This is a genomic window from Micromonospora sediminicola (assembly GCF_900089585.1).
GTDB lineage: Bacteria > Actinomycetota > Actinomycetes > Mycobacteriales > Micromonosporaceae > Micromonospora > Micromonospora sediminicola.
Map to the genome: position 1 here is coordinate 2092684 of NZ_FLRH01000004.1, position 25767 is coordinate 2118450.

A 25767-nucleotide genomic window follows, 5' to 3' on the forward strand; every position below is an offset into this window, starting at 1 on the left:
ACGGAGGTCGTCGATGTCCCGGCCCCTCATCCGCCCGGCCCTGGCCGCCCTGGCGACCCTCCTCGTCGCCGGCCTGCCGGCCGCTCCGGCGGCGGCCCGCGCCCCGTCCGGATGCGCGGCGCCGCCGGCGCCCGCCCGACCGGTGGCCGAGCAGCCGTGGCCCCAGCAACGGTACGCGCCGGACCGGCTCGCCCCGCTCGCGACCGGCGCCGGCGTGGTGGTCGCGGTGGTCGACTCCGGGGTCGACCGGTCGCATCCGCAGCTCGCCGGCCGGGTGCTCGACGGCGCCGACTTCCTCGACCCGGGGGGCGACGGCACCCGGGACTGCGCCGGGCACGGCACCGGCGTGGCGAGCATCATCGCCGCCGCGCCGCGCCCCGGCGTCGCCTTCCGCGGCCTCGCGCCGGACGCGCGCGTCCTCCCGGTACGGGTGAGCGAGCAGCAGGTGGTCGAGGGGCGGGAGTCGGGGCGTACGGTCGACGCGGCCGACTTCGCCCGGGCGATCCGGTGGGCGGTGGACCACGACGCCGACGTGCTCAACCTGTCGGTCGTGCTGTACGCGGACGACCCGGCCGTCCGGGCCGCGATCGCCTACGCGGTGCGGCGGGACGTGGTGGTGGTGGCCGCCGCCGGCAACCTGCACGACAGCGGCGACCCCCGACCGTACCCGGCGGCGTACGACGGGGTGCTCGGCGTGGGCGCGATCGGCCGGGACGGCGCACGCGCGGCCTTCTCCCAGACCGGCCCCTACGTCGACCTGGTCGCCCCGGGCAGCGAGGTGCTGATGGCGGCGCCCCGGCAGGGCCACCACCGGGCGGAGGGGACCAGCTATGCCACGCCCTTCGTGTCCGGCACCGCGGCGTTGCTGCGGCAGTATCGCCCCGGCTTGAGCGCGGCCGGGGTGGCAGGGCGGATCGTGGCCGGCACCGATCCGGCGCCGGGGCGGGGCGAGGGCTACGGCGCCGGGGTGCTCAACCCGTACCGCGCGGTGACCGAGTCGCCCGGCGAGGCATCCGCCCGCCCTCGTGCCGGCGTGGCGTTGCCGGCCGAGCGGCCGGATCCGGCCGCGCTCGACCGCCGGTCCCGTCGCGCCACGGCCCGGGACCGGGCACTGCTGGTGGCCGGCGTGACCGGCGGGGCGGCGGCGCTGGTGGCGCTGCTGGCGGTGGTGCTGCCCCGGGGGGCGCGGCGGCGTTGGAACCCGGCCGGCCCGGCCTGATCACCGGACGCGGCCCGGGACCGCACCCGGGCCGCGCCCGGGGCTCACTGGAACAGGTTGGCGTTGCGCTTCTCGGTGTCGAGGTAGTCAGCCGCGGAGTCCTCCACGGCGAGCTTGATGTCACGCAGCATCGCCTGCAGGTCCTGCGAGGCGGCCCGCCACCGGGCCTGCCGCTGCTCGTACGCCTCCCGCGCCGCGCCGTTCCAGCTCGACACCAACGGCGCCGCGTCCCGTTCGAGCTGCCCGAGCTGGCTCTCCAGAGTGGTCAGCGCCCGTTGGATGTCCGCGCCGGCCTGTTGCAGGGCGGCGAAGTTGACGACCAGCACACCGTGCTCCATGGGTTCGATCCTTCCGGTGGTCAGAGCGGCAGCTGGATGCCGCGGTTGGTGCCCGCCACCCGGCCGGCGGCCTCGGTGTCGGAGACGTCGTAGTGCCGGCCCGCGGTGCGGATCGCCGTGGCGGTCTCGCGCAAGGCCCGCTGCAGGGTCGCCTGGTCCTGCGCCCACTGCTGCTTGACCTGCTCGAACGAGCGCCCGCCGGCGCCCCGCCAGGCCTGCTGCAGCACCTCCAGCTCGGCCATCAGGCCGCTCAACATGGTCTGCAGCGACTGGTCGACCTGCTCGAACCTCCCGGCGGTCTGCTGCATCACCGCGGCTTCTGCCTGGGTCTGGGACATCCCGGACGTCACCTCGTCTCCTCGGTCGTGGTCGGTCACCGTGTGACCACCGTGGACTCGCCGGTGCGCGCCCGCCGTCCCCGGAGGGGGAAGAGGGACGGCGGGGCGCGCGAACGACGATTTCGTCGCTGAAGGTAGCCGTCTCACTTCAGTTCTGCTACCCCCCGGGCCTCCCCTGTGGACAACGCTCCCACTACGATGAGCCACGGCGGCGTCACAGGGCGGACCGGGCGGGGAGGTACGGTGACCGCGAGCACGACCGAGCGACCCGCGCCGGGCGCTCCTCCTCAGTGGACCCGGGTGAGCGCACCCGTGGTGCGCGCCGGTCAGGTCGTGACGACCCAGGTCGCGGCGGCCGTGCTGGTGGCCGCGATCGGGCGCGGCGTGGTGGTGACCGCCGTCGCGCTGCTCCTGGCCACGCTGCTGCTGCCCGCCGCCTGGGTCCGGGTCCGGGGCCGCTGGCTGCACGAGTGGCTCCGCGTCGGCGCCGCCCACCTGAGCCGTCGGCGTGCGCTGCCGCCGGCCGCCGATCCGGCGGCGCTGCTCGACCTGGTCGCTCCCGGCACGGTGGTGCAGGCCGCGGAACCGGCCGGCGGGCCCGCCGCCGTGCTGCACGACGCGGCCGGGCTGACCGCGCTGCTGGAACTCGGCGATCCGGACGATCTGCTCGGCGACCGCCCGGAGGCACTGCCGTCCCCGTTCGACCTGCTTCCCCCGACGGGTCCGGAGAGTCCGCCGGTCCGGCTGCAACTGGTCCTCTCGGCGTCGCCCGCACCGACGCCCGCCGTCGCGGCCGGTCCGGCCGGCACGTCCTACCGGCAGCTCACCGACGGCCGGACCGCCGGGCGGACCCGGGTCGTGCTGGCGATCCGGGTGCTCCGGGCCGACGGTTGGTCGGACGACGAGTTGCTGCGGGCGCTCGCCGGCACCGTCCGACGCACGGCCCGCCGGCTCGGCCCGCTCGGTGGACATCCCCTCGGGGCGCCGGCGGCGCTGCGGGTGATCGCCGAGATGGCCCACCACGAGGCCGGCGCACCGGTCCGGGAGACGTGGCCGCTGCTCACCGTGGGCGGGCTGCCGCAGGCCACCTGGCGGTTGCGCCGGTGGCCCGATCCACGCGGCGAGGCCGCCCGGGGCCTGCTGTCCCGGTTGCTGGCCACTCCGGGCACCGCCACCACCATCGCGCTCTGCGTCGGCCCGCACACCGGCTCCGCACCGACGCCGGTCGGGTTGACCGTGCGGGTCGCCACTGACGACGCGTCGGCGTTGACGCTGGCCGAGCGGGCGCTGCGCCGGGTGGCCGGCGACGCGGGCGCGGAGTTGCGGCGACTGGACGGCGAGCACCTGGCCGGGCTGGCCGCGACCCTGCCACTGGCGGTCGGCGGTGCCGGCGCGCCCGCGACCGGTTCGCCGCCGACGGGTCTGGACCTGCCGGTCGGCGGGTGCGGGCTGGTGGTGGGCGCGAACCGGCGCGGCGGCCCGCTCACCGTACGTCTGTTCCGGCCCGCGACGACCCGGATGGTGCTGGTCGGCGGGGTGCCCGCCGCACAGTTGCTGGTGCTGCGGGCGCTGGCCCTCGGCGCCCGGGTGGCGGTGCAGACCGCACGGCCGCGCGCCTGGGAGGGGTTCGTGCGCGGGCTCGGGGCGCCGGCCGGCGGGGTGCCGCTGCTCCCGCCGGGGCGGCCGGCCGGCGGCGCGCCCGGGTCGCCGCTGCGCCCGCTGCTGCTGGTGGTCGACGCCGGCCCGGTGCCGCCGGAGGTCGGCCCGGCGGCGGCCTGGCAGTCCGTGCTCGTGGTCCGCGACGAGCTGACCCCGGCGGACGCCCCGACGCTGGCCCGTGCCGACCTCGCCGTCCTGCAACCCCTCGACCCGGCCGAGGCCGCCCTGGCCGGCACCGCGCTCGGCCTCGGCGGCTCCGCAGACTGGCTCACCCGGATCCGCGACGACATGGTGGCGGTGGTCAACCGGCGGGCACTGCGCTGGGCGCTGCTCTCACCGACGCCGGTCGAGTCGCAACTGGTCGGTCGTCCGACCCGCCGCTGAGCCGGTCGCACGGGTTCCGCCCGGGGAACGGGCGTGGCACGATCCCCGCCATGGATTTCCTGAAGGGTCTACTGATCCGGGTCGCGACGACGGCGGTGGCCTTCTGGCTCGCCACGTTGCTGATCCCGGGCATCACGCTCGACTCCGATTCGGCCACCGAGACGGTGACCACGCTGGTCCTCGTCGCGGTGATCTTCGGGGTGGTCAACGCGGTGCTCCAGCCGATCATCAAGACCGTGGGTTGCGGTTTCTACCTGCTCACCCTCGGCCTGATCGCGCTGGTGGTGAACGGGCTGCTCTTCCTGCTCACGAGCTGGATCGCCGGTGAGGCCGGGCTGCCCTTCCACGTGGACGGGTTCTGGCCGGCGGCGGTGCTGGGCGCGCTCTTCGTCGGCATCGTCACCTGGATCCTCGGCGCCGTCCTCGACCGCGACTGAGGCCCGGCGAGCCCGGCCGGCACCCACGGCGCCGGCCGGGCCAGCGAGCGGGAATTGGCTGGCGAGCGACCCGGGCGGCGGTACTAACGTCGGCCGGGTGTTCACAGTGACCCGCGCCGACGGCTACCAGCTCAGCACCGACCCGGACCGGCTCGACCTGGACCGGGTGCACGCCTGGCTCGCCACGGACGCCTACTGGGCGCTCGGACGGGAGCGGGAGACGGTGGCCCGCGCGTTCGCCGGTTCGATCGGCTTCGGCGTCTACCGTCCCGGTGACGGCCAGCAGGTCGCGGTCGCCCGGGTGGTGACCGACCGGGCCACCTTCGCCTGGCTCTGTGACGTCTACGTGGACCGGGCCGAACGCGGTCGCGGGCTGGGCACGTGGCTGGCCGGCGGCGTCCGCGACCACCTGGCCGAGCTGGGCGTACGCCGGATCCTGCTGGCCACGCTGGACGCGCACGGGGTGTACGGGAAGCTCGGGTTCCAGCCGGTGGCGGCGGACCGCTACATGGAGCTGGACCAGCGGGTGACGCCCGTCACCGGAAAGGATCAGGGACCCGATCCGCACCTTACGGTGGACGGGTGAACCAGCTCCGCCTCGGTTATCTGTACGGCGTCGGCGCGTACCTGCTCTGGGGTTTCTTCCCGATCTACCTGAAGCTGCTCCGACCGGCCGGGCCGGTGGAGATCCTGGCGCACCGGATCGTCTGGTCGGTGGCGTTCGTGGCGCTGCTGCTGGCCGCGATGCGCCACGTCGGCTTCCTGCGCACGCTGGCCCGGCGACCGCGCGCGTTGGCCGGCATCGCGCTCGCGGCCGCGTTGATCGCGGTCAACTGGGGCACCTACATCTATGGCGTGAACTCCGACCGGGTGGTGGAGACCGCGCTCGGCTACTTCATCAACCCGCTGGTGTCGGTGCTGTTCGGCGTGGTCGCGCTGCGGGAGCGGCTGCGCCCCGGGCAGTGGGCGGCGTTGGGCGTCGGCGCGCTCGCCGTGGCGGTCCTCACCGTCGACTACGGCCGGCTGCCCTGGCTGGCGCTCACGCTCGCGTTCAGCTTCGCCGGCTACGGCCTGGTCAAGAAGCGGCTCGGGTTGCCCGCGGTGGAGGGGCTCTTCGTCGAGTCGGCGGTGCTGGCGCTGCCGGCCCTGGCGTACCTGGCGTGGTTGTCGGGCCGGGGCGACTCGACGTTCGGGCATGTCTCGGCCGGGCACACCGCGCTGCTGGTGCTGGCCGGCGCCGCCACCGCGATTCCGCTGCTGCTCTTCGCCGGCGCGGCGAACCGGCTGCCGCTGTCCACCGTCGGCATGCTGCAGTACCTGGCCCCGATCCTCCAGCTCGGCTGCGGCGTGCTGATCTTCCACGAGCCGATGCCCCCGGCCCGGCTCGCCGGCTTCGCCCTGGTCTGGCTGGCCCTCCTGCTCTTCACCGCCGACGCCCTCCGGAACACCCGCCGCACCCGCCCCACCCCCCAACCCACCCCCGCCCCCACCCCCCTGCGTTGATCTTGCACTTCCGGCCCGGACGAAAGGGGCGATGCGCCCGAAACGAGGGCCCAAAGTGCAAGATCGCCGCAGTGGGGGCGGGGGGGGCGGGTCAGCGGAGGTCGTAGGCGAGGACGGGGGTTTCGGTGCCTCGTTGCAGCTCCAGGCGGACCAGTTCCCCCTTGGTGAAACGGGTGACGCCGGAGAAGCGCAGGTCGTCACCGGGGGCGGCCAGCCAGGAGCCGATCTGCTCCGTCGCGCCGTCCGGGCCGTGCGCCACCAGCCGGAACGTGTACGCCTCACGGTGCCCGGCGCGCCGGTCGTAGCCGCAGTGCATGGTGACCTCGGTGCCCCAGGGCGTCTCGGTCAGCCCCACCTCGGCGTGCACCGGCGCGGTCCCGGCCACCGGTCGCATGGCGGTCAGCGCCACCTGCCGGGTGGCCGGCTCGGCCGGCGGCCGGACCAGCGTCACGCCCACACCCGCGAGCACCGCCAGCACCGCGGCGGCGAGCGCGGTCGCCGCGTACCGCCGGCGGGAGCGGGACCGCTCGCGGCGCCGCCGCTCCCGCGCGGCGTCGAGCAGCGCGGGCACCCGGTTGGTCTCCGGTCCGACCTCCAGGAACTGCTCCAGCCCGGCCGGGTCGAGCCGGCCCAGCAGGCCGGGCAGCACGGCGATCTCGGCGACCGCCTCCCGGCACGCGGCGCAGCCGGCCAGGTGCCGTTCGTAGGCGGCGCGCTCGGCCGGGGCGAGGGCGCCCAGCACGTACGCCCCGTCGTCGTGCGCGAACTCGCAGCGGGTCATCCGGTCACCCCCATCTCGGCCAGCACCAACCGTAGTGAGCGCAGCGCATAGTGGGTGCGCGACTTCACCGTGCCCGGCGGCACGCCCAGCCGGGCGGCCGCCTCCGCCACCGACCGCCCCTGGTAGAAGCACTCGACCAGCACCTCGCGGTGGGTCGGGCTCAGCCGGTTGAGCGCCTCGGCCACCGTCCACGCCTCCACCGCGCGCTCCGTCTCGTCGACCGTCTCGGCGGTTTCGGGCAGCTCGTCGGTGTAGACCTCGCCGACCCGGGCCGAGCGGCGACGCCACGCGTCGATGGCCAGGTTCCGCGCCGTGGTGAAGAGCCAGGCGCGGACCGAACCCCGCCGCGGATCCAGCGACTCCGGGTGCCGCCAGGCCCGCAGCAGCGTCTCCTGCACCAGGTCCTCGGCGCGCGGCCGATCGCCGTTGACCAGTCGCAGGGCGTGCGCGAACAGCGCGTCGGCATGCTCGTCGTGCAGCGCGCGCAGCAGCTGGGCGTCGTGGTCACTGATGGCGGTACCTCGCTTCCGGCGGCGGGGAGACCGACGATGCGTCCGCCCGTGGCGGGCGGTGCGTCCGCTCTTCCATACGTGCCGTGACGCCGAACGGTTCAGCCGCAGGTCAGGCCGGAGCTGTTCACGTCCGGTTCACATTCGGGCCGACACCCGCTCACCGCGCCCTGGCACCGTCCGGCAGGTACGCGCGCGGGCCGATCGCCCGTGTGCGCCTTCCGACGTCCGATCAGGAGGCTCCACCTCATGAGCGACCGTCCTCGCCTGCTCCCGCTGCTGGGTGGCACCCGCCACGGCAGCCGCGACGCGATGACCTGTCTGTACCGGTGCGGCAACGCCTGCGACCACCCGGTGCCCAACCCCACCGACAACCCGTACCTCGGCGACCTGGTCGACGCCGAGGTCACCCGGCGCGGCGTGGTCCGGGCCGGCGCGGTCGGCGCGCTGGTGCTCGGCTTCGGCGGCGCCGCCGCCGGCGCACTCGCCGGCGCCGCCCCCGCCGCCGCCGCGCCCGCCACCCCGACCGCACCGGGCACGGACGAGGCCCTCGCCGCGACCGCACGCCCGGGCAGCGGCGCGCTGACCTTCAAGCCCATCCCGCCGAACAAGCTGGACACGCTGGTCGTGCCGAACGGCTACGACCACGCCGTGGTCATCAAGTGGGGCGACGAGGTCGTCCCCGGCGCGCCCGCGTTCGACGTGCGCCACCAGAGCGCCGCCGCGCAGGCCAAGCAGTTCGGCTACAACAACGACTTCGTCGGCGTGCTGCCCATCGACCGCAAGCGCGCGCTGCTCGTGGTCAACCACGAGTACACCAACGAGGACCTGATGTTCCCCGGCTTCACCGGCCAGGACGCGCTGACCGTGGAGCAGCTGCGGGTGGCGATGGCCGCCCACGGCATGTCCGTGGTCGAGCTGGAGCGGGTGGAGAACACCGGGCAGTGGCGGCCGGCACGGCGCGGCCGGCGGGAGTACAACCGCCGGGTCACCGCGCTGGCCACGAAGTTCGAGCTGACCGGCCCGGCCGCCGGCTCGGCCTGGCTGCGGACCGCCGCCGACCCGAAGGGCCGCACGGTGGTCGGCACGTTGAACAACTGCGCCGGCGGCGTCACGCCGTGGGGCACCGTGCTCTCCGGCGAGGAGAACTTCAACCAGTACTTCGTCGGCGGCGACGGCGCGCCGGAGGAGCTGAAGCCGAAGCTGGCCCGCTACGGCATTCCCACCGACGTGCGCTACCCGAGCGGCAGCCGCAAGTGGGACCGGGCCGACGAGCGGTTCGACCTGGCGAAGCACCCGAACGAGGCGCACCGGTTCGGCTGGGTGGTCGAGATCGACCCGTTCGACCCGCAGGCCCGGCCGCGCAAGCACACCGCGCTGGGCCGGGTGAAGCACGAGGGCGCGAACGTCATCGTGGCCCGCAGCGGGCACGTGGTCGCGTACATGGGCGACGACGAGCGTTTCGACTACCTCTACAAGTTCGTCTCGGACAAGAAGTTCATGTCGGGCAACTCCTGGGTGGCCCGCAAGCACAACCTGACGCTGCTGGAGTCGGGCACGCTCTATGTCGCGGCGCTGACCGGCGACAGCCCGGGTGAGATCGACGGCAGCGGCACGCTCCCCGCGGACGGCGGCTTCGGCGGCCGGGGCCGCTGGATCAAGCTGGTCAGCGGCAACCGCTCGTACGTCGACGGCATGACCGCCGCCGACGTGCTCACCTTCACCCGGCTGGCCGGCGACAAGGTCGGCGCGACCAAGATGGACCGTCCTGAGGACGTCGAGCCGAGCCTGCTCACCGGCAAGGTCTACGTGGCGCTGACCAACAACACCGACCGGGGCAAGGCCGGCAAGGCGCCGGCCGACGAGGCGAACCCGCGCAACGCCAACAAGCACGGGCAGATCCTGGAGCTGGTCGAGGACCGGGGCGACAACACCGCCGAGACCTTCGCCTGGTCGCTGCCGATCGTCTGCGGCGACCCGGCGGACGCCTCGACCTACTTCGCCGGGTACGACAAGACCAGGGTCTCCCCGATCTCCTGCCCGGACAACGTCGCCTTCGACGCCACCGGCAACCTCTGGATCTCGACCGACGGCAACGCCCTGGGCAGCAACGACGGGCTCTTCGCCACCGCCGTCGAGGGCCCGGAGCGGGGGCACCTGAAGCAGTTCCTCACGGTGCCGCTCGGCGCGGAGACCTGTGGTCCGTTCATCACCAAGGACAACCGGTCGGTCTTCGTGGCCGTGCAGCACCCGGGCGAGATCTCCGGCGCCTCGGTGGAGAACCCGGCCTCCACCTGGCCGGACGGCGACTTCGCCAAGCCCGGCGTGGTGGTCACCTGGCGCCTCGACGGGGGCCCGGTCGGCAGCTGAGCCATCCCCGGGGTGGGTCCGGCGCTGGACCCACCCGCTGACGGGCCGTCGTCGGACCCACCGGCGGCGGCCCGATCAGTTCTCGGTGGCGATCCCGTCGGCGATGGAGCGCGCGGCGGTGAGCAGCTTCGCGCGGACCACCCGGGCGGAGGTCATCATCTCGCCGGCCGGCAGGGCGCAGGCCAGCACCACCCGCCGCTCGATGTCCTTGTCCGGGGTGACCAGCACCGCGGCGCAGGCCACGCCCTGCCGGAACTGCCCCAGCTCCAACTGCATGCCGCGCCGGTCGCCGGCGGCCAGGTCGGCCTCGAACGCCTCGACTGTGGTCAGGGTGGCGGTGGTGAACGGGCGCATGCCGTATTCGCGCAGGTAGCGGAAGCGCTGCTCGGCGGTGAGCGTGGCGAGCAGGCTCTTGCCGAGGGCGGTGGCGTGTGCGCCCTCGTCGAAGCCCGGGACCAGGTCCTCCATGAACGGTGAGCGCGGCCCCTCGGCGGACGCGGTCACCGCCACCTGCCCACCCACGAAGCGGCCCAGGTAGTGGCTCCAGCCGGTGTCCACGGCGGCGCGCCGCAGCGCCTCGCCCACCGCGGGCGGCCCCCGGAACGCGGTGACCAGCTCGCGGTAGCGGTCGGCCACCTCCAGCCCGACGATGTACGTCCCGTCCTCGCGCCGGATCACGTAGCCCTCGTAGGCCAGCGTGCGCACCAGGTGGTAGGTGGTGGCGACGGTCAACTCGCAGCGGCGGGCGATCTGCTTCACGGTGAGCCCTCTCGGCGCACGGCCGACCGACTCGAGCACTCGAAGCGCGCGGGAGACGCTGCGGATCAGGTCCGAAGGTTCCGCCAGGGGGTCGCGCACAACCACCTCCGCCGCCGGGGACTTACACCATATGAAAAACAGGCCGAGTGCGAAATGCCTGTTCGGATCGAGGATGCCAGATCACCGGACACCCACCGTGCACCGACAGACACGATCAGCAGCCAAAACGCGGCAGGCGTAGGTTGGCGACGATGACCGAAACAATTTCGCGAACCGCTCCGGCGTCGGCCGGCGGAGCGGTCCGGGTCGGCGCCGGCGCCACCATCACCACCGTCGCCTGCGTCCTGCCGGTCTTCCTGGTCGGTGGCCTGGCCGTGCAACTCGGCGACGAGCTGGGCTTCAGCCCCGCCGGGCTGGGCCTGGCGGTCTCGGTCTACTTCGGCGTGAGCGCCCTGGCGTCGGTGCCCTCCGGGGCGCTGGTCGAGCGGTACGGGCCGGCCCCGGTCGCCCGGGCCGGCGTCCTGCTCTCCGCCGGCTCGATGCTGGCCGTGGCGGCGCTGGCCCGGTCGTACCCGGTGCTGGTGGCGCTGCTCGCGATCGGCGCCGCCGCCAACGCCCTCGGCCAGCTCGCCAGCAACGCCGCGCTGGCCGCGCACGTGCCGGCGCGGCGGCAGGGCCTCTCCTTCGGCGTGAAGCAGGCCGCCATCCCGGTCTCCACCCTGCTCGCGGGCGTGGCGGTGCCCACGGTCGCGCTGACCGCGGGGTGGCGCTGGGCCTTCGTCGCGGCTGCCGCGGCGGCGTTGGCCGCGCTCCCGGCCGTACCCCGGTCCGAGCGGAACCGGGACGGCCGCGCCGCCTCCGGGCGCGGCGGAGGCGGGCGGGGGCCGCTCGTGGTGGTGGGGCTGGCCGCCACACTGGCGGCGGCCGCGGCGAACGCGTTGGGCACGTTCCTGGTCGACTCGTCGGCCGCGCGCGGGCTCTCCCCCGCCCTGGCCGGCCTGACCCTGACGCTCGGCAGCGCGGTGTGCGTGGTCGCGCGGATCGGGGTGGGTTGGTTCGCCGACCGGCGGGCGCGCGGGCATGTCGGGTTGATCGCCGGCCTGCTGGTGGCCGGCGCCGTGGGGCTGGTCCTGCTGGCGGTGGCCGGCCCGGTGCCGCTGGTCGCCGGCGTGGTGCTCGGGTTCGGTCTCGGCTGGGCCTGGCCCGGGCTGATGAACTTCGCGGTGGTCCGCCTCCACCCGCAGGCCCCGGCCGCCGCCACCTCGATCACCCAGACCGGGGTGTACGCGGGCGGCAGCCTCGGCCCGCTCGGCCTCGGCACGGTGGCCGGCGCCGCCGGCTACCCCGCGATGTGGCTGACCGCCGCCGTGGCCATGCTCCTGGCCGCTCTGCTCATGCTCCTCGGCGCCCGCCGCCTGTCCCGCACCGCCTGACCGACCCCTCCGGGAGTGCGGCGCATTCGGCGAGACCTGCCACGGGCCACCCGGGGTGTCGCGCCGCGGCCCGCCGCGCCCGGGGCCGCCGTGGCGCCCTCGGCTCGCTTGTCGTCGGAACCGGCTTCTCGGGCGGTGCGCCGGCAACGTGGCCGAGGGCCGGAAGGGCGTGGCACCGCGGGGGCGGGGCGCGGGGTGGGCGTAGCGCGGGGTCGGCGTAGCGCCGGGATGGGCGTAGCGCGGGGGCGGGTGCCGGGGTCGGCGTAGCGCGGGTGGGCGTCGGTTTCGAGCGGGCGCGTGCCCGGGCGGGCGGCCTGCACCGGGCGGACCGGGCCAGCGGCGTGATCCCTGGGATGCCCTGGCGCCGCAAGGGGCGGGGTGCCGGTGACCGGCCGCCGCAACAAGGAAGACGCCACATTCGAGCGATATACCGCCTGGTCATATTTATGACCCAGCGGTATATCGCGCAAAACGCGATCTCTTCTCAGCGGCGACTACGTTCCGTGACGGTGGAGGAGCCGACGCGGGCGCTGGTCCCGGTGACCCCGGCAGCCCTCATCCCCCGCGGAGCGGGCCGTGGTGGCGAACGCGTGCCGCGGCGTCAGCTCGCTGTTCCGGTCCGGCCCGCTCGGGAGCGACGGATCGGGTTGGGCGGCTCCGGAGCGGCCCGAACGGTCAGCTGGTGCGGTCGGCGATGTAGTCGCAGAGAGATTCCAGCGCGCGGCGGGCCGGGCCCTCGGGGAGCGGGGCGAGGCGGGCGCGGGCGTCCTCGGCGTAGCTGCGCACCGTCTCCCGGGCGCGCTTGAGCGCCGGGGACTCGCGGAGCAGGGTCAGCGCCTCGGCGTGCAGCGCGTCGTCGACCAGCGGCCCGGTGGCCAGGATCTCCCGCAGCCGCACGCTGGCCGCGTCCGAGTCGTCGGCGGCGAGCGCGTAGAGCACCGGCAGGGTGGGCACGCCCTCGCGCAGGTCGGTGCCGGGCGTCTTGCCGGACTCCACCGACTCGCTGGCGATGTCCAGCAGGTCGTCGGAGAGCTGGAACGCCACCCCGATGATCTCGCCGTATCCGGCCAGGGCCTCGATGTGCTCGGGGGACGCGCCGCCGAACATGCCGCCGAAGCGGGCCGAGGTGGCGATCAGCGAACCGGTCTTCTCGGCGATCACGTGCAGGTAGTGGGCGACCGGGTCGGTGTCCCGCGGCCCGACCGTCTCGGCGATCTGGCCGTGCACCAGCCGGGCGAACGTGCGCGCCTGCAACCGGACCGCCTCCGGGCCCAGGTCGGCCGCGATGTCCGCGGCCCGGGCGAAGAGGTAGTCGCCGACCAGGATGGCCACCGAGTTGGTCCAGCGGGAGTTGGCGCTCGGGGCGCCCCGCCGCACGGCCGCCTCGTCCATCACGTCGTCGTGGTAGAGCGTCGCCAGGTGAGTGAGTTCCATCACCACGGCGGCCGGGACGACCTGCGCGGCCTCCGGGTCGCCGAACTGGGCGCCCAGCGCCACCAGCAGCGGACGGAACCGCTTGCCGCCGGCCTGGAGCAGGTGCCGGGCCGCCTCGGTGACGAGTGGGTCCGCGCTGGCCACGCTGGCCCGCAGGTGCGCCTCGACCCGGTCGAGCACGCCCAGCACGGACGCTTCGACGCGCGGGTCGGCGAGGTGCAGGCCGAGCGCGCCGAACTGACCTGAATGCTCGCCAGCCGGGTTCACCACGTCTTCAACCATGCCACACCCGTTCGACCTGCTCGGCGAGGGGGATGGAGGCCGAGGGCCGGCACGCCACGGCGTACCGGCCCCCGGAGGATGCGTTCGATCATCGGACGAATTCGGCGGCACCGGTGGTCAGGTCGAGCAGCGGCCCGGGGACCACGCCGAGGACCAGCGTGGCCAGCACGCCGATGACCAGGGCCGCGGAGGTGAGCGCGCCCGGCACGGCCACCGTCGGGGTCGCCTCGCCCGGCTCGGAGAGCCACATCATCACCACGACCCGCAGGTACGGGAACGCCAGCACCATGCTGGTCAGCACGCCGGCGATCACCAGCCACGCCTGGTTCGCCTCCAGCGCCGGCCCGAACACCGCGAACTTGCTGGTGAAGCCGCTGGTGAGCGGGATGCCGGCGAAGGCCAGCAGGATGAACGTGAAGACCGCCGCGAAGAACGGCGAGCGTCGACCCAGCCCGGCCCAGCGGGACAGGTGGGTGGCCTCGCCGTCGGCGTCCCGCACCAGCGTCACCACGGCGAACGCGGCGAGCACCGAGAAGCCGTACGCGGCCAGGTAGAACATCGTGCCGGAGAGCCCCGACTTGGTCGGCGCCAGGACACCCACCAGCAGGTAGCCGGCGTTCGCGATCGACGAGTACGCCAGCAGGCGCTTGATGTCCGTCTGGGTGACCGCGAGCACGGCGCCGACCAGCATGGTCAGCACCGCCACCACGCCGAGCACCGGGGTGAAGTCCCAGGCGGCGCCGGCGAAGGCGACGTGGAAGACCCGCAGCAGCGCGCCGAACGCGGCGACCTTGGTGCAGGCGGCCATGAAGCCGGTCACCGGCGTCGGCGCGCCCTGGTAGACGTCGGGCGTCCAGACGTGGAACGGCGCGGCGGCGGCCTTGAACAGCAGACCGATGGCGAGCAGCGCCATGCCGGCGAAGAGCAGCACCTGGCTGGACGAGGACTGGCCGACCGCCGCGTGCACGGTGGCGAAGTCCACGCCGGCCCCGCGACCCGGGATCCCGGAGGTGAAGCCGTAGATCAGGGCGACACCGAACAGGAAGAACGCCGAGGCGTACGCGCCGAGCAGGAAGTACTTCATCGCCGCCTCCTGGCTCAGCAGTCGCCGGCGGCGGGCCAGCGCGCAGAGCAGGTAGAGCGGCAGCGAGAAGACCTCGAGCGAGATGAACATGGTCAGCAGGTCGTTCGCCGCCACGAAGATCAGCATGCCGCCGATGGCGAACGTCATCAGCGGGTAGACCTCGGTGGCGCCGCCGACGCCCTCGGCCTGCTTGCGGTCCTCGGGCGACTCGGCGGTGACCGCGGCGTGCGCCACGAAGGCGCCGCCCCGCTCCACCGTGCGCTCGCCGACGAGCAGCAGCGCCATGGCGGCCAGGACCAGGATGGCGCCCTGGAGGAACAGCGTCGGCCCGTCCACCGCGATCGCGCCACCGGCGGTGATCAGCCGGTCGTCGGAGTTCAGGATCACCATGGCGATCGCGGCCAGCACCGCCAGCAGGGCGAGACCGAGCTGCACCCCGTTGCGCAGACGGCGCGGCACGAACGCCTCGACCAGAACGCCGACCAGAGCCGCGCCCAACATGATCAGGATGGGAGCGAGCGCCGCGTAGTCGATCGACGGCAGCTTCAGTTCACTCACAGTGCTGGCCTTTCGTTCGCGACTGCGGGGCTCACTCGCTCCGCTCGTTCACTCCTCGCGCTCACCGGGAAGCCTCCTGGACGCTGCCGACCTCAGGGGCGGGATCGGACTTGCCGACGTCCTGCATGGTCGCCTGGACGGCGGGGTTGATGACATCGGTGACCGGCTTCGGATAGAAGCCGAGCAGCACGATCAGCGCGATCAGCGGCGCGACGACGACCTTCTCGCGCAGCGTGAGGTCCCGGCGCATGCCCTCGACCTCGGTCAGCGCCGGGTTGAGCGTGCCCTGGGTGGTGCGCTGCACCATCCACAGCACGTACGCGGCGGCCAGGATGATGCCGAGCGTGGCGATCACCGCGACCGGCTTGTTGACCGTGAACGTGCCGATCAGCACCAGGAACTCGGAGACGAACGGCGCGGTGCCGGGCAGCGCCAGCGAGGCCAGACCGGCGAAGAAGAGCACGCCGGCCAGCACCGGCACCAGCTTGCCCGCGCCGCCGAAGTCGCTGATCAGCGCCGAGCCGCGCCGGGCGATCAGCATGCCGACCACCAGGAAGAGCAGGCCGGTGGCGAGCCCGTGGTTGAGCATGTAGAGCACCGCGCCGGTGCCGGCCTGGGTGGTGAAGGCGAAGATACCCACACCGATGAACCCGAAGTGCGCGATCGAGGTGTACGACACCAGCCGCTTCAGGTCGTTCTGGCCGACCGCCAGCAGCGCGGCGTAGATGATGCCGATGACCCCCAGCGCCAGCGCCCACGGCGCGAACCAGCGCGACGCCTCCGGGAACAGCGGGAGGCAGTAGCGCAGGATGCCGAACGTGCCGACCTTGTCCAGCACGCCGACCAGCAGCGCGGCCGCGCCGGCCGGGGCGGCGCCACCGGCGTCCGGCAGCCAGGTGTGGAACGGGAAGAACGGCGCCTTGATCGCGAAGGCGATGAAGAAGCCGAGGAACAGCCAGCGGGCCGTGTTCGTGGCGAACTCCGCCTGGCTCAGCGCCTGCCAGTCGAAGGTCTTCCCGCCGACCACCCAGAGTCCGATCACCGCGGCCAGCATGAACAGACCGCCGACCAGCGAGTAGAGGAAGAACTTCACCGCCGCGTACTGCCGCTGGTGGCCGCCGTAGCTGCCGATCAGGAAGTACATCGGCACCAGCATGACCTCGAAGAACACGTAGAACAGGAAGACGTCGGCGGCGGCGAAGACGCCGATCATCGTGCACTCGAGGACGAGCAGCAGCGCGAAGTAGACCGGCACCGAGCGCTTGGACGACTCGGCGTCGTGCCAGGACGCCAGGATCACCAGCGGCACCAGGATCGCGATCAGCATCAGCATGACCAGCGCGATGCCGTCCACCTCGAAGGTGAACCGCACGCTCCAGTTCGGGATCCACGGGTACGACTCGCGGAACTGGAACCGGTCACCGCCGGCGGAGAAGGCGAACCACATCACCACCGAGAGCACCAGCACCAGCAGCGACCAGCCGAACGCCACCAGCTTGGCCAGGTCCGGCCGGCTGCGCGGCAGCAACGCCACCACCAGGGCGCCGACCAGCGGCGCCACGGTCAGCACCGAGAGGAACGGGAAGTTGGACATTATTCGGCCTTACCTCCGTCGTGACTGCGTGGCCCGCCGGCGGGGGCGGCCGCGTTGCTGTCGATCACGCCAGCCACCCCGCCTGCACCGCCAGGAACGCCGCCACCACGAGCAGCGCGCCGGTCAGGATCGAGGTCGCGTACGACCGCACGAAGCCGGTCTGCAGCCGCCGGAGCCGGCCCGAGCCCCCACCCACCGCGGCGGCGAGGCCGTTGACCAGCCCGTCGACGCCCCGGTTGTCGAGGAACACCAGCGCCCGGGTGAGGAAGATGCCCGGCTTCTCGAAGACCGCCTCGTTGAAGGCGTCCGTGTAGAGGTTGCGGCGGGCGGCGGTGACCACCACACCGGCCGGCTGCGGCTCGGTGGCCGTGCCGTTGCGGAACAGGAACCAGGCCAGCCCGGCCCCGAGCACGGTGATCAGGATCGAGAGGATGGTGATCACGGTGTGCGAGAGCACGCCGTGCGCCTCGCCACCCGCCTCCTCGCCGAGCACCGGGGTCAGCCACGACACCACGCCGTCGTTCAGCGTCATCAGACCACCGGCCACCACCGAGCCGGCGGCGAGCAGGATCAGCGGGATCGTCATGAGCTTGGGCGACTCGTGCGGGTGCTCGATGTCCTCGGTCCACCGCTTCGGGCCGTGGAACGTGAGCACGAACAGCCGGGTCATGTAGAACGCGGTGAGCCCGGCGCCGAGGAGCGCCGCCCCGCCGAACAGCCAGGCGGTCCAGCCCTCCCGCTCGAACGCGGACGCGATGATCGGCTCCTTGGAGAAGTAGCCGGAGAGCGGCGGGATGCCGATGATGGCCAGCCAGCCCATCATGAACGTCAGCCAGGTGATCTTCATGTACTTCGACAGTCCGCCGAAGCGGCGGATGTCCACCTGGTCGTTCATGCCGTGCATGACCGAGCCGGCGCCGAGGAACATGTTGGCCTTGAAGAAGCCGTGCGCCAGCAGGTGGATGATGGCCAGCGCGTACGCGCCGCCGCCGAGACCGACGCCGAGGAACATGTAGCCGATCTGGCTCACCGTGGACCAGGCCAGCACCCGCTTGATGTCGTCCTTCGCCGCGCCGATGACGCAGCCCATCAGCAGGGTGAGCGCGCCGACGCTGACCACCACGAGCTGGAGCGTCTCGTTGGCGGAGAAGATCGGGTTGGAGCGGGCGATCAGGTAGACGCCCGCGGTGACCATGGTGGCCGCGTGGATGAGCGCGGACACCGGGGTCGGGCCCTCCATCGCGTCCGGCAGCCAGGCCTGGAGCGGGAACTGGCCGGACTTGCCGGCCGCGCCGAGGAGCAGCAGCAGGCCGAGCACCAGCACCGTGGTGGAGGTCAGCGAGCCGACCCCGTTGAACACCTCGTCGTACTGGGTGGTGCCGAGCATGGCGAACATGACGAAGATGCCGATGGCCAGGCCGGCGTCGCCGACCCGGTTCATCAGGAACGCCTTCTTGCCGGCGGTGGCCGCGCTGGGCCGGCCGTACCAGAAGGAGATCAGCAGGTACGACGCCAGGCCGACGCCCTCCCAGCCGAAGTAGAGCATCACGTAGTTGTTGCCGAGCACCAGCAGCAGCATCGCGGCGACGAACAGGTTGAAGTACCCGAAGAACCGGCGCCGGCCCTCGTCGTGCGCCATGTACTCCACGGCGTAGAGGTGGATGAGGAAACCCACCCCGGTGATCAGCAGCACGAACACCGCGGCCAGCGGGTCGAAGAGCAGGCCGAAGTCCACCTTCAGGTCGCCGACCGTGATGAACTGCCAGAGGCTCTGTTCGACCTGCTTGTTCTCCAGACCGCGCAGCTGGAAGAAGTAGGTCAGGCCGAGCACGAACGCGGCGCCGATGGCCGCCACGCCGAGCCAGTGGCCCCAGCGGTCCGCCCGCCGGCCGAGCAGCAGCAGGACCGCCGCGCTGACCAGCGGGATCGCCACCAGCAGCCAGACGCTGCCCAGCAGGCCATCCGCAGTAGCGAATTCCACAGTCTGTTCCACCGCAGACCCCTCAGTACTTCAGCAGGTTGGCGTCGTCGACGCTGGCCGAGCGCCGGGTCCGGAAGATCGCCATGATGATCGCGAGCCCGACCACGACCTCGGCCGCCGCCACCACCATCACGAAGAACGCCATGATCTGGCCGTTCAGGTCACCGTTGATCCGGCTGAACGTGACGAGCGTCAGGTTGGCCGCGTTGAGCATCAGCTCGACGCACATGAACAGCACGATGGCGTTGCGCCGGACCAGCACGCCGACGGCGCCGATGGTGAACAGCACCGCCGCGAGGATCAGGTAGTAGTCCGGGGTCATTTGTCGGTCCCCTTCAGTGCGGTCTCCTCGGCCGTCATGTCGCGCACCGGCATGATCTCCGGGATGCCGCGGTCGGTGAGCCGGCCGTCCGGCAGGCGGGCCGGCGTGGCCACCGAGGAGGAGGTGGCGAAGACACCCGGACCGGGCTTCGGGCCGGGGTAGTTGCCGGGCCGGAACCGCGCCTTCATGGTGGCGACCTGGTCCATCCGGTCCTCCTTGCGCCGCTCCACGTGCGCCAGCACCATCGCGCCCACCGCGGCCGTGATCAGCAGAGCCGAGGTCAGCTCGAAGGCGAAGACGTACTTGGTGAAGAGCAGCCGGGCGATGCCCTGCACGTTGCCCTCGGCGTTGGCCTGGTCGAGCCCGGCCGCCCGCACGCCGTCGAGCGCGCGGTAGAGGCCGGTGCCGACCAGGCCGGCGAAGCCGAGCCCGAGCACCACCGCGGCGACCCGCTGGCCACGCAGCGTCTCGATCAGCGAGTCGGACGCGTCCCGGCCGACCAGCATCAGCACGAACAGGAAGAGCATCATGATCGCGCCGGTGTAGACGATGATCTGCACCATGCCGATGAACGGCCCGGCCTGGAGCACGTAGAACACGCCCAGGCAGAGCATGGTCAACACCAGCCAGAGCGCGGAGTGCACCGCGTTGCGGGCCCACACCATGCCGAGCGCCCCGATCAGGGCCAGCGGGGCGAGGATCCAGAAGGTGACCTCCTCACCCCCGGTCACGTCGCCCGCCGCGGCGAGCACCGTCTGTGTGGTCATGCCCCTGCTCCCTTGCCCGCCTCGGACCGCTGCGCGGCCTGCTCGGCGCCGGGGAAGGTCACGCCGGGGTGCTCCTCCACCTGGTACCGGCCCGGGCCCATCGGCGAGTGCTCGGCGCCGGCCGAGGTGCCCGGGTTGGTCAACGCGCCGACGTAGTAGTCCTTCTCGCTGTCGCCCAGCCGCATCGGGTGCGGCGGCTGCTCCATGCCTTCGAGCAGCGGCGCGAGCAGCTGCTCCTTGGTGAAGATCAGGTCCTGCCGGTTGTCCCGGGCCAGCTCGTACTCGTTGCTCATGGTGAGCGAACGGGTCGGGCAGGCCTCGATGCAGAGCCCGCAGAAGATGCACCGGGCGTAGTTGATCTGGTAGGTGCTGGCGTACCGCTCACCCGGGGAGAAGCGCTGCTCCTCGGTGTTGTCGCCACCCTCCACGTAGATCGCGTCGGCCGGGCAGGCCCAGGCGCACAGCTCGCAGCCGATGCACTTCTCCAGCCCGTCCGGGTGCCGGTTGAGGATGTGCCGCCCGTGGTAGCGCGGCGCCGAGACCGGCGGCTTGAACGGGTAGTCGGTGGTGACGACCTTCTTGAACATGTGCGAGAAGGTGACCCCGAAGCCCTTGAACGTTCCGGTGATCGCGCCCACGTCACACCTCCCTGGAGTCCGAGCCGGCGACGACGTTGGCCGGCTCCCGCTCGGCGACCACGCGCCGGGTACGGGGGCTCGGCGGAACCTGAAGATCCATCGGGGGCAGCGGGAAGCTGCCGTACGGCCGGCTGTCCACCTGTTCCTGCGGGGACGGCTTCGGCTGCTTCTTCTTGCCGGGCCAGAAGAGCGTGGCCAGCAGCAGCACGCCCGCGCCGATGGCGGTGGCGAGCAGCCGGTCGTTGGTCTGCCAGTCCTCGATCGAGCGCAGCCCGGCGAGCACCAGGATCCAGACCAGGTTGATCGGCAGCAGCACCTTCCAGCCGAACCGCATGAACTGGTCGTAGCGGAGCCGGGGCAGCGTGCCGCGCAGCCAGACGAACACGAAGACCAGCAGGATCACCTTGCCGAAGAACCACAGCATCGGCCACCAACCCTCGTTGGCGCCCGACCAGAGCGTGATCGGCCAGGGGGCCCGCCAGCCGCCGAGGAACAGCGTGGTGGTGACCGCCGACATGGTCACCATCGCCACGTACTCGGAGAGCATGAAGAGCGCGAACTTCAGCGAGCTGTACTCCGTCATGAAGCCCGCGACCAGCTCCGACTCCGCCTCCGGCAGGTCGAACGGCGCCCGGTTGGTCTCACCGACCATGGCGATGAAGAAGATGATGAAGCTGGGCAGCAGCAGGATCGCGTACCAGCCGGGGGCGGGCAGGTCGAACCCGCCGATGCTCAGTTGGGTGGCGTCGCCCTGCGCGGCGACGATCCCGCTGGTCGACATCGTGCCGGCGGTCATGAACACCGCCACGATGCTCAGCCCCATCGCGACCTCGTAGGAGATCATCTGGGCGCTGGACCGGAGACCGCCGAGCAGCGGGTACGTCGAGCCGGAGGCCCACCCGCCGAGCACGATGCCGTAGACGCCCATCGAGGAGCAGGCCAGGATCACCAGCACCGCCACCGACACGTCGGTGACCTGCAGCGGCGTCCAGTGGCCGAAGATGCTCACCTTCGGGCCGAACGGGATCACCGACAGCGCGGTGACCGCGGAGATCACCGAGATGGTCGGGGCGAAGAAGAAGACCACCTTGTCGGCGGCGCGCGGGAGGATGTCCTCCTTGAACGCCATCTTCAGGCCGTCGGCGAGCGTCTGGAGCAGGCCGAACGGGCCGACCTGGTTGGGGCCGGGCCGCACCGCCATCCGGCCGACGACCCGCCGCTCGAACCAGACGCCGAGCAGCGTGGCCAGCAGGCCGAAGGCGAACGCGAAGACGATCTTCCCGAGGACCAGCCACCACGGGTCCTTGCCGAAGTCGGCGAGCGTCGGGTCCTGCGCCGCGAGGATGACGGCGTTCACTGGGATACACCCCCGGTGTTGAGGAGCGGACCCGGGCGCGCGGCGGCGTCCGCGGCGACGGGCGCCGCAGTCACCGTGACGACGTGACCGGACGTCGCGCCGAGGCTGCGTCGTACGGTCGAGCCGGGTGAGTTGGTCGGCAGCCAGACGACGCCGTCCGGCATCTCGGTGATGGCCGCCGGCAGGGTGACCGCGCCGCGGTCGGTGCCGACCGTGACCGGGTCCCCGTCGGCCACGCCGAGCGCCTCGGCGGTGCCCTTGCCCAGCCGGACCACCGGCGGGCGGGCGGTGCCGGCGAGGTGCTCGTCGCCGTCGGTGAGGCTGCCCAGGTCGACGAGCTGGTGCCAGGTGGCCAGCACGGCCTGGCCCGGCCCGGGCTGCGGCACGGTGGCCGGCTCGACCGAGGGCGCGGACGGCCGCTCGACCCGGGTCCGGGGCAGCGCGCCCAGCTCGCGGCGCACGCTCGGCACGTCGCCGGCGCCGAGCCGCACGTCGAGCTGCGCCGCGATGGCGTCGAGCACCCGACCGTCGGTCATCGCGCCGGTGTCCAGCACCTTCTCGAAGGTGCGCAGCCGGCCCTCCCAGTCGAGGAAGCTGCCGGCCTTCTCGACCACCGGGGCGACCGGGAAGACCACGTCGGCCCGCCGGGACACCGCGCTCATCCGCAGTTCCAGGCTGACCAGGAACGGCACCGCGTCCAGGGCCGTCTCGGCCAGGCGCGGGTCGGCCAGGTCGGCGGGGTCGACCCCGGCCACCACCAGGGCGCCGAGGCGGCCGTCGGCCGCCGCGCCCAGGATGCCGTCGGTGTCGCGGCCGGCCTGGCTCGGGATGACCCCGGCCGGGATGTCCCACGCCTCGCCCAGCTCCGCGCGGGCGGCCGGCTCGGTGACCACGCGACCGCCGGGGAGCAGGTTGGGCAGGCAGCCCGCGTCGACCGCGCCGCGGTCACCCGCGCGCCGCGGCACCCAGGCCAGACGGGCTCCGGTACGCCGGGCCACGTCCGCCGCCGCGGAGAGTCCGCCGGGCACCGCCCCCAGCCGCTCGCCGACGATCAGGATCGCGCCCGGCTGCCCCAGCGCCTCGGCCACCGTGGCGTGCTCGGCCAGCACGCTGGCCTCCTCGCCCGGCACCACCCGGGCGAGCTTCGCCCCGAGCTTCTCCAAGCCGCGGGTCGCGAACGGCGCGATCGCGTACACGGTGAGCTTCTTCTTCAGGTACGCCTTGCGCAGCCGCAGGAAGAGGATCGGGCACTCCTCCTCCGGCTCCAGGCCGACCAGCACCACCGCGGGCGCGTTCTCCACGTCCGCGTAGGTCACGTCGGTGACCCCGGCGACGTTGCTGGCCAGGAAGTCGGCCTCCTCGCGGGAGACCGGGCGGGCCCGGAAGTCGATGTCGTTGGTGTGCAGCGCCACCCGGGCGAACTTCGCGTACGCGTAGGCGTCCTCGACGGTGAGCCGGCCGCCGGTCAGCACCGCCGTGCCGGTGCCGCCGTCGCGGGCCGCGCGCAGCCCCTCCGCGGCGCGGGCGAACGCCTCGCTCCAGGACGCCTCGCGCAGCTCACCGGTCTTCTCGTCCCGCACCAGCGGGGTGGTGAGCCGGTCGAACGCGCGGGTGTACTGGAAGCCCCAGCGCCCCTTGTCGCAGTTCCACTCCTCGTTCACCGCCGGGTCGTCGCCGGCCAGCCGGCGCAGCACCTTGCCCCGCCGCCAGTCGGTGCGCTGGGCGCACCCGGCCGAGCAGTGCTCGCAGACGCTGGGCGAGGAGACCAGGTCGAACGGGCGGGAGCGGAAGCGGTACTGCGCGCCGGTCAGCGCGCCCACCGGGCAGATCTGCACGGTGTTGCCGGAGAAGTACGAGTTGAAGGGAACATCCCCCTCGTCGCCCTCCTCGCCGTACTCCTCGTCCCGGTAGATGTTGATCTCCTCGTGCGAGGAGCGTCCCATCAGGTCGATGAACTTGTCACCGGCGATCTCCTCGGAGAACCGGGTGCACCGCTGGCAGAGCACGCAGCGCTCGCGGTCGAGCAGCACCTGCGTGCTGATCGGCAGCGGCTTCGGGTACTCCCGCTTGTGCTCGTGGAAGCGGGAGTCGGTGCGGCCGGTGGACATGGCCTGGTTCTGCAGCGGGCACTCGCCGCCCTTGTCGCACATCGGGCAGTCCAGCGGGTGGTTGAGGAGCAGCAGCTCCATCACCCCCTCCTGGGCCTTCTTGGCGACCGGGGAGGTGAGCTGGGTCCGCACGACCATGCCGTCGGCGACGGTCTGGGTGCAGGAGGCGACCGGCTTGCGCTGGCCCTCCACCTCCACCAGGCACTGCCGGCAGGCGCCGGCCGGGGCCAGCAGCGGGTGGTCGCAGAAGCGGGGGATCTCGGTGCCCAACTGCTCGGCGACCCGGATCAGCAGCGCTCCCTTGGGCGCGGTGACCTCGACGCCGTCGATGGTCAGCGTGACGGTCTCGGTCTGCTTGGCTACGTCCGTCATCAGTGGGCTCCAACCAGCTGCTTGTCGGAGAGCTTCGGAGCGGTACGTCCCTCGATGTAGTCGAGGTAGTCCTGCTTGAAGTACTTCAGCGACGAGGTCACCGAGCTGGTCGCACCGTCACCCAGACCGCAGAACGAGCGGCCGAGGATGTTGTCGCAGGTGTCGAGCAGGGTGTCCAGGTCCTCGTGGGTGCCCTGGCCGGACAGGATCCGCCGGTAGACCCGGACCATCCAGTAGTTGCCCTCGCGGCACGGGGTGCACTTGCCGCACGACTCGTGGTGGTAGAACTCCAGCCACCGGTAGGTCGCGTAGACCGGGCAGTCCTGGTCGGAGAAGATCTGCGTGGCCGTGGTGCCCAGGATCGAGCCGGCCGCCGCCACCCCCTCGAAGTCCAGCGGCACGTCCAGGTGCTCGGCGGTGAGCAGCGGTGTCGAGGAGCCGCCCGGGGTCCAGAACTTCAGTTCGTGTCCGGGCTTCATCCCGCCGGCCAGCTCGATCAGCTCGCGCAACGTGATGCCCATCGAGCACTCGTACTGACCGGGGTTGGCGATCCGGCCGGAGAGCGAGTAGATCATCGGGCCGGACGACTTCTCCGTGCCCATGGTCTTCCACCAGTCCGCGCCGCCCAGCACGATGTAGGGCACGCTGGCGATGGTGCCGACGTTGTTGACCACGGTCGGGCTGGCGTACAGGCCGTGGGTCGCCGGGAACGGCGGGCGCAGCCGGGGCTGGCCCCGGAAGCCCTCCAGCGAGTCCAGCAGCGCGGTCTCCTCGCCGCAGATGTACGCCCCGGCGCCGGAGTGCACCACCAGCTCCAGGTCGAACTTCGAACCGAGGATGTTCCGGCCGAGGTAGCCCTTGGCGTACGCCTCGGCCACCGCGCTGCGCAGCCGCCGGGCGGCGTGCACGGCCTCGCCGCGGATGTAGATGTACGCCCGGCTGGCCCGGATCGCGTACGACGCGATGATCACGCCCTCGACCAGCGCGTGCGGGTCGTGCGTCATCAGCGGCAGGTCCTTGCAGGTGCCCGGCTCGCCCTCGTCGGCGTTCACCACCAGGTAGTGCGGCTTGCCGTCACCCTGCGGGATGAACCCCCACTTGAGACCGGTCGGGAAGCCCGCGCCGCCCCGGCCGCGCAGCCCGGAGTCCTTGATCAGCTGGATCAGGTCGTCCGGGTGCGCCTTGAGCGCCTTGCGCAGGGCGGCGTAGCCGTCCAGCTTCTCGTAGGTGCCGAGCCGCCAAGCGTCCGGCGACAGCCAGCGCTTGGTGAGCACCGGCGTGAGCTTGGCCAACGTCTCCGGCCGAGGAGTGGTCACTTCCGGACCCCCGTTCCGCTCGCGTCCGCCGGGTCGGCGCCGTCGGCGTCCGTACCGGCCTCCGCCTCCTTGAGGTTGCGCTCCTGCGCGCCGGCCGCGTCGCCGGCGGGCTTGCCGTCGCCGGCCGGCGGGTTCGCCGCCGCGCCGGCCGCCTCGGCCGCCCGCGCGTCACGCGGCGCCGGTGCCGGGCCGTCCACCGGGACCTTGGTGCCCGGCGCGTCGGG

General features: G+C 72.9%; 22 protein-coding genes. 7 read left to right on the forward strand and 15 right to left on the reverse strand.

Going from position 1 to position 25767, the window contains the following annotated elements; all coding sequences use genetic code 11:
• The first annotated feature begins 13 nt into the window (after positions 1-13).
• Entirely contained in the window at positions 14-1219 is a 1206-nt protein-coding gene (gene mycP, locus GA0070622_RS31485; protein ID WP_091583624.1) for a type VII secretion-associated serine protease mycosin, read from the forward strand.
• 44 nt (positions 1220-1263) lie between these two features.
• Here mycP and GA0070622_RS31490 read toward each other — a convergent pair whose 3' ends face one another.
• Both GA0070622_RS31490 and GA0070622_RS31495 read right to left on the reverse strand, forming a co-directional pair.
• Positions 1264-1557: a WXG100 family type VII secretion target gene (locus GA0070622_RS31490; protein WP_091583628.1), complete on the reverse strand. Its 294-nt coding sequence runs from the start codon at positions 1555-1557 to the stop codon at positions 1264-1266.
• A 20-nt stretch (positions 1558-1577) separates the two neighbouring features.
• Complete coding sequence (locus tag GA0070622_RS31495; RefSeq protein ID WP_091584343.1) at positions 1578-1895, reverse strand: WXG100 family type VII secretion target; 318 nt, start codon at positions 1893-1895, stop codon at positions 1578-1580.
• Between the two features lie 243 nt (positions 1896-2138).
• Here GA0070622_RS31495 and eccE point away from each other — a divergent pair, with 243 nt between their 5' ends.
• The 4 genes from eccE to rarD all read left to right on the forward strand — a co-directional run bounded on the left by eccE (position 2139) and on the right by rarD (position 5878).
• Positions 2139-3938, forward strand: coding sequence for a type VII secretion protein EccE (eccE, locus tag GA0070622_RS31500; protein ID WP_091583631.1), 1800 nt, complete (start codon positions 2139-2141; stop codon positions 3936-3938).
• 50 nt (positions 3939-3988) lie between these two features.
• Complete coding sequence (locus tag GA0070622_RS31505; RefSeq protein ID WP_091583634.1) at positions 3989-4375, forward strand: phage holin family protein; 387 nt, start codon at positions 3989-3991, stop codon at positions 4373-4375.
• Positions 4376-4472: 97 nt separating this feature from the next.
• A complete protein-coding gene (locus GA0070622_RS31510; protein WP_091583638.1) occupies positions 4473-4961 on the forward strand; it encodes a GNAT family N-acetyltransferase in 489 nt (162 codons plus the stop codon).
• Complete coding sequence (rarD, locus tag GA0070622_RS31515; protein WP_091583642.1) at positions 4958-5878, forward strand: EamA family transporter RarD; 921 nt, start codon at positions 4958-4960, stop codon at positions 5876-5878. The genes GA0070622_RS31510 and rarD overlap by 4 nt, the downstream gene beginning before the upstream one ends.
• Positions 5879-5969: 91 nt before the next feature.
• Here rarD and GA0070622_RS31520 read toward each other — a convergent pair whose 3' ends face one another.
• Together GA0070622_RS31520 and GA0070622_RS31525 are read right to left on the reverse strand one after the other, a co-directional pair.
• Complete coding sequence (locus GA0070622_RS31520; protein ID WP_091583646.1) at positions 5970-6659, reverse strand: anti-sigma factor family protein; 690 nt, start codon at positions 6657-6659, stop codon at positions 5970-5972.
• Positions 6656-7171 (reverse strand): sigma-70 family RNA polymerase sigma factor, encoded by a 516-nt coding sequence (locus tag GA0070622_RS31525; RefSeq protein WP_091583649.1) that lies wholly within the window; start codon positions 7169-7171, stop codon positions 6656-6658. The genes GA0070622_RS31520 and GA0070622_RS31525 overlap by 4 nt, the downstream gene beginning before the upstream one ends.
• A 246-nt stretch (positions 7172-7417) precedes the next feature.
• Here GA0070622_RS31525 and GA0070622_RS31530 point away from each other — a divergent pair, with 246 nt between their 5' ends.
• Positions 7418-9538 (forward strand): PhoX family protein, encoded by a 2121-nt coding sequence (locus GA0070622_RS31530; RefSeq protein WP_091583652.1) that lies wholly within the window; start codon positions 7418-7420, stop codon positions 9536-9538.
• A gap of 75 nt (positions 9539-9613) precedes the next feature.
• Here the strand turns inward: GA0070622_RS31530 and GA0070622_RS31535 are convergent, their stop codons facing one another.
• Positions 9614-10396 (reverse strand): IclR family transcriptional regulator, encoded by a 783-nt coding sequence (locus GA0070622_RS31535; RefSeq protein ID WP_091583655.1) that lies wholly within the window; start codon positions 10394-10396, stop codon positions 9614-9616.
• A gap of 152 nt (positions 10397-10548) precedes the next feature.
• Here GA0070622_RS31535 and GA0070622_RS31540 point away from each other — a divergent pair, with 152 nt between their 5' ends.
• Positions 10549-11730 (forward strand): MFS transporter, encoded by a 1182-nt coding sequence (locus GA0070622_RS31540; protein WP_091583660.1) that lies wholly within the window; start codon positions 10549-10551, stop codon positions 11728-11730.
• Between the two features lie 675 nt (positions 11731-12405).
• On the opposite strand, the gene GA0070622_RS31545 is transcribed toward GA0070622_RS31540, so the two are convergent.
• From GA0070622_RS31545 to nuoF, 10 genes are all read right to left on the reverse strand, one after another.
• Positions 12406-13446 carry a polyprenyl synthetase family protein gene (locus tag GA0070622_RS31545; RefSeq protein ID WP_091583663.1) on the reverse strand — a complete coding sequence of 347 codons (1041 nt, stop codon included), beginning with the start codon at positions 13444-13446 and terminating at the stop codon, positions 12406-12408.
• Between the two features lie 88 nt (positions 13447-13534).
• Positions 13535-15088 carry an NADH-quinone oxidoreductase subunit NuoN gene (gene nuoN / locus GA0070622_RS31550; protein ID WP_091583667.1) on the reverse strand — a complete coding sequence of 518 codons (1554 nt, stop codon included), beginning with the start codon at positions 15086-15088 and terminating at the stop codon, positions 13535-13537.
• Between the two features lie 61 nt (positions 15089-15149).
• Positions 15150-16682: an NADH-quinone oxidoreductase subunit M gene (locus tag GA0070622_RS31555; RefSeq protein ID WP_091583670.1), complete on the reverse strand. Its 1533-nt coding sequence runs from the start codon at positions 16680-16682 to the stop codon at positions 15150-15152.
• Between the two features lie 64 nt (positions 16683-16746).
• Entirely contained in the window at positions 16747-18675 is a 1929-nt protein-coding gene (gene nuoL, locus GA0070622_RS31560) for an NADH-quinone oxidoreductase subunit L (protein ID WP_091583674.1), read from the reverse strand.
• A gap of 10 nt (positions 18676-18685) precedes the next feature.
• Positions 18686-18985, reverse strand: coding sequence for an NADH-quinone oxidoreductase subunit NuoK (gene nuoK, locus GA0070622_RS31565; protein WP_089154544.1), 300 nt, complete (start codon positions 18983-18985; stop codon positions 18686-18688).
• Positions 18982-19752 (reverse strand): NADH-quinone oxidoreductase subunit J, encoded by a 771-nt coding sequence (locus tag GA0070622_RS31570; protein WP_091583679.1) that lies wholly within the window; start codon positions 19750-19752, stop codon positions 18982-18984. Before GA0070622_RS31570 ends, nuoK begins: the two co-directional genes overlap by 4 nt.
• A complete protein-coding gene (nuoI, locus tag GA0070622_RS31575) occupies positions 19749-20390 on the reverse strand; it encodes an NADH-quinone oxidoreductase subunit NuoI (protein WP_091583682.1) in 642 nt (213 codons plus the stop codon). Before nuoI ends, GA0070622_RS31570 begins: the two co-directional genes overlap by 4 nt.
• Position 20391: 1 nt before the next feature.
• Positions 20392-21747 (reverse strand): NADH-quinone oxidoreductase subunit NuoH, encoded by a 1356-nt coding sequence (gene nuoH / locus GA0070622_RS31580; protein ID WP_091583686.1) that lies wholly within the window; start codon positions 21745-21747, stop codon positions 20392-20394.
• Positions 21744-24227 carry an NADH-quinone oxidoreductase subunit G gene (locus GA0070622_RS31585; protein ID WP_091583689.1) on the reverse strand — a complete coding sequence of 828 codons (2484 nt, stop codon included), beginning with the start codon at positions 24225-24227 and terminating at the stop codon, positions 21744-21746. The genes nuoH and GA0070622_RS31585 overlap by 4 nt, the downstream gene beginning before the upstream one ends.
• A complete protein-coding gene (nuoF, locus tag GA0070622_RS31590) occupies positions 24227-25543 on the reverse strand; it encodes an NADH-quinone oxidoreductase subunit NuoF (protein WP_091583693.1) in 1317 nt (438 codons plus the stop codon). The genes GA0070622_RS31585 and nuoF overlap by 1 nt, the downstream gene beginning before the upstream one ends.
• Between the last annotated feature and the right edge of the window lie 224 nt (positions 25544-25767).